This is a genomic window from Sphingobacterium sp. UBA7253 (genome assembly GCF_002472745.1).
In the GTDB taxonomy this organism is placed as follows: domain Bacteria; phylum Bacteroidota; class Bacteroidia; order Sphingobacteriales; family Sphingobacteriaceae; genus Sphingobacterium; species Sphingobacterium siyangense.
Window position 1 is genome coordinate 1 of record NZ_DKSP01000247.1, and the last position, 9,239, is coordinate 9,239.

The window sequence follows — 9,239 nt, forward strand, 5'->3', positions numbered from 1 at the left end:
TCTCAAAAAAGAATCATGTACATACGGAGCAATAAAATTTTATATTGTCCTTAAATTAAAATAAGCTATTTCTTCAAATTATATGTTTTTCAGGTTAATAATTCTTTATCTGTCATTTCTTCCATTTGCTGTTCATGCTCAAAATAGGTATGTATTTTTTTTGCATAATAAATTTTTGGAAGAAAATCCGTTAAATGCACATCATCCTAAATACGGACCAGCGGCATATACAGCTATTTTAGAAAAACTTCAATCTAAAAATTCTGTCATACTATCTGAAAAAAGAAAGGTCGGCACTAATCCCAAGAAATATGCAAAAAAAATGATTCTTAAAATTGACAGCTTACACAGCGATGGAGTTCCTTATGACCATATTTCAATTGTTGGAACGTCTCAGGGAGGTTATATAGCTCAATATATCTCCTATTATGCCAAAAATCCAGCGTTGAAATTTGTTTTTATTGGCTCAAGCTTTAAAAATGATTCGATGAATAAAGATCAAAAGCTCAGGCTCTACGGGAAGATTTTATCGATTAATGAAAAAACCGATGTTGACGCTGAGTTATTATCAAGGCAACTTAGATTTAAAAATTCTGATTTAAAATCTTTTAAAGAAATTACTCTCAACACAGGTATGGAACACGGTTTTCTATTCAGGGCATTAGACGAGTGGATAATACCTGCCAAAGAATTGATAAGCAGTAATAACCTATAAATTTATAGTAATGAAAGAAGTAAAGCCACAATCATTTGTCAGATGGTTCGATCGACAATTTGATTCAAACACAGGCTCGGAATATTTTGACGAATTTCTAAAACTCCTTGAAGATTTTCCGGCTGTTTTAAATCAAGTGCTGAAAAGTTGTCCTACAGAAGTTTCAACCCGCAAAATGGGAGATAAATGGTCTGTCAATGAGAATATAGGACATTTAATCCTTTTAGAAGATCTATGGCGAATCCGTTTTAGAGATATAATGAAAGGAAAACCGGATATGTCCACTGCCGATTTAAGCAATACAGCAACTGATCAATCTTCTTTCAACAAAATGGTGGTTGAAGAGCTTATTAACGATCTAGTCAGCGAAAGAGAAAAAACAATTGTAATGCTTCAGAAATTGAGTGAAGAAGATTTATTGAAGACAAGTATGCATCCGAGGTTACAACAACCCATGAATATCATTGACCTGATGCATTTTGTTGCAGAGCATGATTTGCACCATTTGCACACCATCAAGTCAATAATAGGAACCATGTAAAACAATATAATTTTTTATTAAAAAAAAGACTGACTGGTTTATTTATATAAATACAATAATTCCGTATATGGCAAAACTATCAATACTAGATTACCTAAATAAATTGATAAAAAGTGAAATTACCGGCGATATGCATACGCATATGCATTACCCGACACCAATATCAAAAACATTGGGCATAAACATTATAGAGGCTGGTTTAGGTACAGCGACCGTTCAGATCAATACTACAAAAGAACTGCACAGTAACCAACAGGGAACCATTCACGGAGGACTGCTTTGCGAATTGGCTGACGCAGCCATCGGAACCGCACATTCGACTCTTATTCAGGAAGGCGAAACTTTTACATCCGTAGAATTGAAAATCAATTTTTACCGGCCAGTTTTCGAGGATATACTTACTGCCAAAGCATCGCCTTTGCATAATGGAAAAAACTTAAATCATTACCGATGCGATATTTTTCGCAGTGATGGCAAAACAGCAGCTATGGTAACGAGTACAGTCATGACTTTAAGAGGTGATAAAGCGAAAGGACGGTAATGCAGTTCTTATTATACAACAACATTATATACAGAAATATTCATGAATAAAACGGTCTTTAAAAGCCCTGAAGCAAAAAACAAAATTATCCGGGCTTACGACGATGCAATAACAAATTCGTCATTGAATTTGAAAGCCAATGTCTTGAAAACAACTTTTGGTGACACCCATTTTTTGGAGGCAGGAAGTCAACACCAAGAAATCGTCATCTTACTGCATGGCGCGTCTTCTAATGCAACGTCATGGTTATCCGACATAGCCGAATATTCAAAACAATATAAAGTCATAGCAATAGACATTATCGGAGAGGCAGGAAAGAGTGCAGAAACCAGACCTTCTTATGAAACAATAGATTTCGCAGAATGGCTAAAAGAGATTTTCGACAGCCTCAATATCAACAAGGCAAATATAGTCGGATTATCGCAAGGAGGATGGTTGTCATTGCGATTTGCAACAAGTTATCCTGAATTAGTTGACCGGCTGATTTTGCTGACGCCTGCAGGAATAATTCCTACCAAAACAACATTTATCATAAAAGCCATCCTCTATTCCCTTTTGGGAACAACTGGACGTATCAGGATCAATAGACTGGTCTTGGGAAGCCAGCGTGTAGATAATAAGATTATTTCATTTATGGATTTAATACAAACCAATTTTAATGCGAGAATAGAAAAAGAATACATTTTTTCAGATGACGAACTCAGTCGTTTGACTATGCCAGTGTTATTCATCGGCGGAGAGCAGGATGTAATACGCTCTACCCAGAAAATTGCCAGGAGATTGCAAAATATTGTGACAGACTTTACCATAATAGTCATCCCGGAAATGGGACATGTCTTGACTGGATTGGTACCACGAATATTCCCTTTTTTAAACAAAACAAAACACTAATTAATTGCACTACTCTGATGAATACGCAAATAAACTAAAGTCATCTCAAGATTCCATTTGATAACCTGGAAATCTATATCCTTTCCGATGGATTTCGCTATCCATCGAATGGGCGGAAACTGTTGATAAAACCAACGATTGGATCGTTGAGCCATCTGTTGTTCTTTCATTTCCATTATTCCTCAGAGGAAAAATACCTTAAAGAATTGGATACAAATCAACAAGGTATACTTAATGCTTTCCTTACGATTGCAAATTCTTTAGAAGAATCTGGATAGATACATTAAAAAGAGCACTTATTATCACTATTTTTCATATTTTGTCTTTAACTTCAATTTAAACAAGAAATTATGACCAAGTTCCTATTCGTTCTCATTTTCACCTTTTTGGCAATCAGCAATAATTATGGCCAAAACATTCGTTTAAAATTTAAAGTCTATGCGGATACCTTACCAGCATATAGTTACGTATTAATTAATAATGATGTCTTTAAAACGGAAGTTAAAAGTGGAACTTGCGAGTTTGTAATAAACAAGATTCTTGATAAAGGTCATTTCAATTTTGCGCAACTAGCCCTATCAGACAGTGTATTCACAAACCGAGAGGATTTCTCCAGTTTTTTCCGTAGACACCAGATTTTCCCACCAAACTTCTTGTATTCTTTTATTATTGATTCCAATGATCTAACGATGGATATAAATATAAACACACATCAATTAAAAGTATATGGAAGCGATTTGAACAAACAATTTACTGAATTTGAAACCACAGCAAAAACGCTCGATTTAACCAATATTCCAGTTTTAGAGGAACAGATTAAGGGTGATAACAATAGAATGACCGAATTCCTGAAAATTTTTACAAAATATTCGGCAAATAAGCTCAGCGAAGAGCATCTCACATTTCTATTGGAATACCCTAGCTTATCTTTTTACAATTCTAGTACTGTATTCCAACATAAAGATTCGATTTATCAGCTCATTCAGCTGCTGAAGAAAGAAAACTCTCCATATTTTGACAGTGAACGGGTTTTAAAAAAATATCAGGATATGGTTACATTATATAAACCAAAAGAAAATGTACCTGTCCCCAATTTTACCATAATAAACTCGCGTGGAGAAAAAAAATATATCAGGGAACTTTACGATAGTACTGAATACCTAGTTATTGATTTTTGGGGTACATGGTGCGGCCCCTGTATAGCTCAGCACCCTGAGCTACAGCGCATCGTGAATGAATATAAGGATAATGGAAAATTTAAATTTTTAGGCATAGCTGTTAATGACAAATTTACAACATGGAAGCAGTATTTGGAAAAACATCCTTATACCTATGAAAACTACATTTTTGAGAACAGAGATTACCCCAACCTTCAAAAGGAATTGGGTATATATTCATTTCCACGCTATGTCATCGTTAATACAAAGGAAAACAGGGTTGTCCGATCCAATTTTAAAATTGATCAACTTCGTGACATATTAAATACGTTGTAACTATACTATGGTATCCGCCTGACGAACTATAGGTCAGTTGGTTTCTTGAAGTTGTGCACGTGAAGGTCTTTTATATTTTTAAGGTCTCTTGATGATATTTGCTTTCATATCTTCATGCTTTTATAAGTTTTCATTAACACAAATATCGATTGTAGTACTAAGATCTATTCCCTAAAACTAATAAAATAACACACTCTCCTTATCCGGCCCTTCACTGCGCGATGCTCGAAGAGTCCGCTCATGAGAGTTCTTGCGGATTAAAGAGAATACAAATTAAAATGGCGCTGCTTAAATATGGTGCTGCTCTCGTCGATTTCCTTTTCGCTATACCAGCCTATTCTTTTTTCTACTAGTCAACTTCATTGATGTTGCTCACTTTTACAGCAGGCATCGTCTTGAAAATGTCCTGCATGTACTTTCGATGATTGGCCCCAGCTAGGACTACAACTCTTTTCGCCCCTACTACCTTAGCCCTGTTGACAACATTATGGCACATGCCCTCATTTCTCATAATCCACCAATGTATTTTTGACAGCATTTCTTCTTTGGGAAATCCATTCATATTATATAGAACAGGCAAGTAAAAATCTCCCGAGGCGGAAATCTCCGCGGCCTCATCCGTATTCAACCATTCCGTTACCCTATTTGAAGACTCTTCGACATGAGCATATTTCTCAAAACCCTTGTTAATAGCTATCAAGGCTGATTTTAACTGATTTTTAGAGGAATCGGCCATATCTTTCCTGAACAAGACAAATTTCGCGTCAAATGCTCCCCACGATGCTTGCCAATTCAGATCATAGTCCTGGCAATCCATAGCCATCAGTTCCTCGATGCCTAGCTCCTGCATCATCGGGAAGGCGATATAGGCATACTCAGAAGTTTTTAGCCTTCTCATACTTCGTCCAGTGGTATCTGCCGCAGGGCTAAGCAATTTTTCGATATCATGTTCTATTTCAGCATTAGGTTGATGCCGCAGGAAATTATAAACTTGCCAAAATTGATAATGCCCATTTGCCACATCTTGATCAAGATAATAGGCATGCGCTAAATCGACTTTTACACGATAATCATTGGGTTGCTGATTGGATCGTTTCTTCAAGCTGTCAATAGTATGCTGCAGTAATACCTCTTTTATAGGTCGATTGCTCTTAAGTTTGTTTAGCCGGTTTATATTCGGTTGTTTGCACCAATAATCCATCAGCAACCGCTCGTCTTCGCTACTCAGGAACTCGCCAAAAAAGGCGTCAGGCTTAAATTTTCTAATTTTATGATGGATGCTGGAAAAATCCTGGGTAGGATATTTACTATAATCATGGGAAACACCGATTAATAAAACCTCAATATCCTGTGCTTTTGCGTTGATCGAGATTAAGAAAAATAAATAAAAGATATACTTCATATTTTGTGCCTTCTTGTTTCGTTATTGGATGTTTCCTTATTCAGCTACACACTTGGCATTACGGTTTACAAATTAGCTTACAAGCACTTATGCCATCTACAGAATTAAAAATACAAATAAATACGTATAGTTTAACCGCATCGGCCTATAATCCTTTTTTACCCGCTAACCAGTAGCCGTGTAAAAAAACATGCCATTGGTTTTTTGTTTAATGACTTTTCTAAGCAGCTGAGCCGATTTGGCGTTACCCGTCAACACGAAGTTAGCTTCTTGCCAATCCGGGGTATTGACCATTAGGAACTTGCTTATCCACTGGATTAATCGTGGTTTTTGTTACGAAATGGCAGAGCGATGTTTACCTCCGCTCGGTAAACATCGCTAGCAAATTATCAAGTCCGTCTTCAGCGTGCAATATTTCAGTGTTTTGCAACGTATCTTTTGTTATTGCTGCCGCCCTTGCCTGCATTTGTCTTTCGTAATTTGAAATTGCAGTCTGAATATCCGGAAAATGGTCGCATGTCAGATTCTCGGCCAATTCAAAAGCATCCTGCATCGCCTGGTTTACACCCTCACCGGCATATGGCGGCATACGATGAGCTGCGTCACCAAGCATGGTCAAGTTTGATAATGTTGTCCAAGTCTGGTCTAACGGAAAGTGGTATTGTGGTCGCGGCATAAACCACATTTCATTACTTGCAAAAAGTTCATGCCATTTTTCGCTCCAGTAGGAGAACGCGACTTTAAACCAATCAAAAACCTGTTGCTTGTTATTAAAGTCAATGCCACTTTCCTGCGTCCAATTTTCGGGAACTTTACAACCGGTATAAAACGATAAACTGCCCTCTCCTTTTGCACTTAAAATAATGGATTGTCCGTTTCCAAGCGCAAAGACTTTTCCGCCTTTTGTTATTTCCCAAAGTTTCGGTGTGTTTTTTTCGGCCTCGTAGATATTTCCTTCAACAATTGTAACGCCAGAATAAATCGGCTTAATATCGGTTAGGTAAGGGCGAATTTTTGAGTTTGCACCGTCGGCTGCAATGACAAGGTCAGCGTAAAAAGATTTTCCGTTTTTGAAATGCAGCAGCCAGCCATGATCCTGTTTTACCATTGAAATAAACTGACTGTCCCAAACAATGGTATCTTCATGCAGTGCGTTTATTAAAATATCACGCAAAGGGGCACGATCAATTTCAGGGCGATCTTCCTGATCCTTATCTTGAAGCTCGTGCTCATCCATTTTGATAATGGCCTGCTCGTCCAACACCCTTAAACGTCCCGCGTCGGGTCGAAAACTAGCTTTAAATTCGTTCATCAAATTTGCTCTTCGAAGAGCTTCCAAACCACTTTCTTCGTGCAGATCCAGTGTGGCTCCCTGCTGGCGAACTTCTTTATTGCTATCACGTTCATATACGGTTACATTTACTCCTTTTAATTGTAAGAGTTTGGCTAATGTGAGTCCGCCAGGACCACCGCCAACAATTGCAACTTTCTTGTCTTGTAATTTCATATCCAGTAAAATTTATTTTTTTTGACTGAACAAAATTACGTGGGCCTGAGCGTTGAAAATTGTATAAAACGCTCATTTTGGTTCTTCAACAGTTCTTTTGGTGAAACACCAGCAAGTTTCTTGACTTCTTTAATAAAATGGGATTGATCGGCAAAGTTTTGTTGTGGAAACAATTTGCCTTCTTTGATATGCTGAAAGGAAGCACGGAAGCGGATAATATTGCAATATGCTTTTGCCGTAAGTCCAAACTGCTGATCGAAATAACGGTTGATTTGTTGCCGACTCCAAAACGATTGCGCGGCAAGTTCTTTAATTGTAATCGCCCCGTTTGATGCATAAATGAGGTCGAACAGTGTCCGTTTCCTGTTGTCAACTTCAAGCGGCAAAAGCGACTGTATTTTATTTGTCGCTTTCGCACAGAACGAATCAAAGTTATTCAGGTCGTCGGCACTAAAGTTCCAAAAATTGGGAGGCAAGAGAGTTGCCCTATCCACCAAGTTGACGATGTTGGTCTGAAAAACAGATTGGACTGCAAGCGGGTTAAAACTGACGGCGTAAGTCTGTCGCAAAGGCGCAATGATAGCCTTCCCCGGCTGAGTTTGGATACCCAAAAGCGTCACGTGGAAAGACTCTGTTGCAGATTGCGTGAAAAATAGATCAACTCTTCCGTCTGGCAATACTACAACCTCTCTATTACAATCCGATTGGTTTTGTAAAAGCCAAAAGCTTTCAACAAAATCCGCTAACGACTTGTCAGGTTTTATTGCTTGGTATTTTAATTCATTTTCCATTGTTTTAGTCCGTTTATAAGCCATAACCTTCCTCTCAAAATTTATTACGGCACATCAGGTTAAAAGTCCCACACCTCCAATCAAAATTAAGGATTATTATATAATCAAATATGAAATAGATCAAACACTAAGCCTATTCGGATGAGGGTAGCGGCAATCCTTGTTTTTCAATGACAAATGCTTTAAGCTCTGCCATTTTTCCATCTTCGAATCGCCAAATGTCGCAATAATCGAAATGATCATATTTTCCGTCCTTATTTCTCAACCGAATTTCTCCGGTCACCATAACAAAATCACCTTCCTCAATAGATTTTTCCACATCAAAAACCGGCGGTTCCTGATAGAACTCTTTCAAATAAGCGCGAACTTCTTCTTTCCCATGGAGAATACGCTCACCTATAAAAACCCATTTCGTCTCTGCAGTACAATAAGCTAAGAAGCTTTCATAATCTCCTTTGGCAATAAATTCATTGGCTGTGTGTAAAATCGTTATATTTTTCATTTTCAGCTAGTTGTTTTGAATCATCAATTTTTGTCGGTCCACACGTTTTAAATGTTATAGTGATCAGTATGATACGCCGCTACGTTCATAAAACCACTCAGGGGAACAAGTTGTTTTAAACGATGAAATAAGATATATTCAATGCTATGACGAACTACAGAGATCAGCATTTAAGTAACTACTTCTCTTTCCTAAAAACAAATATCGCGCAAATCGCTGCCAGTAAAAGGCACCCGCCGAACACCTGGAATGCGCTTTCCAGACCGATATTGATAATCAGGCTCAGTAAAAGGCTCCCAAGGCCATAACCCGAGAAAAGAAAGAATGCAAAAAGTCCTGTCGCCGCTCCTTTTTGCGCACTGAATGTGGTGACAATAGCAGCAAACAAAGGATGCGAGAGGTCAAATCCGAGTGAAAGTAAAGCCACTAAAACACAGGATGCTGCAAGATTTAGATTTTGGCTGAGCAGCAATACGGTAAGTGCCCCCAAAAATAAACCTAAAGGTATTATTCTCTGTCTTCCATAGTGGTCCGCAAGCTTTCCGAGTAGTGGACCTAATAATAGGCCCGGAATACCATACCCCAACAAGGCTAGCCCAATCTGTAATTCGTCGAGGCCATAGTTTCTATAGAAAAAATAAGCCAGCCAGGCAAAAATACCACCATGGAACATCCCGTTAAACAAAACATAGAAATAGGTATGCCTAGCTCTTCCGCTCGACAGGATATTACAGAAGACGAGGAAAATGTTCTCCTTAACTCCACGGATCATCTCATTTGCTTTAAATATGTCCTTTTGATACATGACAATCAGCAACAAAATAAGCAGCGCGATGCTCGCGACGCCAATAAAAAG

Annotated in this window: 11 protein-coding genes; 5 read left to right on the forward strand and 6 right to left on the reverse strand. The window is 38.0% G+C overall.

Annotated features, from left to right (window positions below; all coding sequences use genetic code 11):
• Positions 1-175 precede the first annotated feature (175 nt).
• The 4 genes from B2X72_RS26005 to B2X72_RS26020 all read left to right on the forward strand — a co-directional run bounded on the left by B2X72_RS26005 (position 176) and on the right by B2X72_RS26020 (position 2,688).
• Positions 176-715: an alpha/beta hydrolase gene (locus tag B2X72_RS26005; RefSeq protein WP_157698429.1), complete on the forward strand. Its 540-nt coding sequence runs from the start codon at positions 176-178 to the stop codon at positions 713-715.
• A gap of 10 nt (positions 716-725) precedes the next feature.
• The gene (locus B2X72_RS26010) at positions 726-1,256 is read left to right on the forward strand and encodes a DinB family protein (protein ID WP_075992208.1); all 531 of its coding nucleotides are present in this window, start codon (positions 726-728) and stop codon (positions 1,254-1,256) included.
• Between the two features lie 67 nt (positions 1,257-1,323).
• A complete protein-coding gene (locus B2X72_RS26015; protein WP_075992207.1) occupies positions 1,324-1,797 on the forward strand; it encodes a PaaI family thioesterase in 474 nt (157 codons plus the stop codon).
• A 42-nt stretch (positions 1,798-1,839) separates the two neighbouring features.
• Positions 1,840-2,688, forward strand: coding sequence for an alpha/beta fold hydrolase (locus tag B2X72_RS26020; protein WP_088161256.1), 849 nt, complete (start codon positions 1,840-1,842; stop codon positions 2,686-2,688).
• Here B2X72_RS26020 and B2X72_RS26025 read toward each other — a convergent pair.
• Complete coding sequence (locus B2X72_RS26025) at positions 2,685-2,858, reverse strand: hypothetical protein (RefSeq protein WP_157626040.1); 174 nt, start codon at positions 2,856-2,858, stop codon at positions 2,685-2,687. The genes B2X72_RS26020 and B2X72_RS26025 overlap by 4 nt on opposite strands.
• Positions 2,859-3,038: 180 nt before the next feature.
• On the opposite strand from B2X72_RS26025, the gene B2X72_RS26030 reads away from it, so the two are divergent.
• Positions 3,039-4,181 (forward strand): TlpA family protein disulfide reductase, encoded by a 1,143-nt coding sequence (locus B2X72_RS26030; RefSeq protein WP_075992204.1) that lies wholly within the window; start codon positions 3,039-3,041, stop codon positions 4,179-4,181.
• A gap of 349 nt (positions 4,182-4,530) precedes the next feature.
• Here B2X72_RS26030 and B2X72_RS26035 read toward each other — a convergent pair whose 3' ends face one another.
• The 5 genes from B2X72_RS26035 to B2X72_RS26055 form a co-directional block, all read right to left on the reverse strand.
• On the reverse strand, positions 4,531-5,583 hold the full coding sequence (locus B2X72_RS26035) for a DUF5694 domain-containing protein (protein WP_286852100.1): 1,053 nt from the start codon (positions 5,581-5,583) through the stop codon (positions 4,531-4,533).
• A 355-nt stretch (positions 5,584-5,938) separates the two neighbouring features.
• Entirely contained in the window at positions 5,939-7,090 is a 1,152-nt protein-coding gene (locus B2X72_RS26040) for an FAD-dependent oxidoreductase (protein ID WP_286736276.1), read from the reverse strand.
• Between the two features lie 35 nt (positions 7,091-7,125).
• Positions 7,126-7,881 carry a helix-turn-helix domain-containing protein gene (locus tag B2X72_RS26045; protein ID WP_286736274.1) on the reverse strand — a complete coding sequence of 252 codons (756 nt, stop codon included), beginning with the start codon at positions 7,879-7,881 and terminating at the stop codon, positions 7,126-7,128.
• A gap of 133 nt (positions 7,882-8,014) precedes the next feature.
• Positions 8,015-8,383 (reverse strand): nuclear transport factor 2 family protein, encoded by a 369-nt coding sequence (locus B2X72_RS26050; RefSeq protein WP_075992200.1) that lies wholly within the window; start codon positions 8,381-8,383, stop codon positions 8,015-8,017.
• Between the two features lie 178 nt (positions 8,384-8,561).
• The coding region (locus B2X72_RS26055; protein ID WP_286852101.1) for an MFS transporter at positions 8,562-9,239 on the reverse strand (678 nt) is incomplete at its 5' end.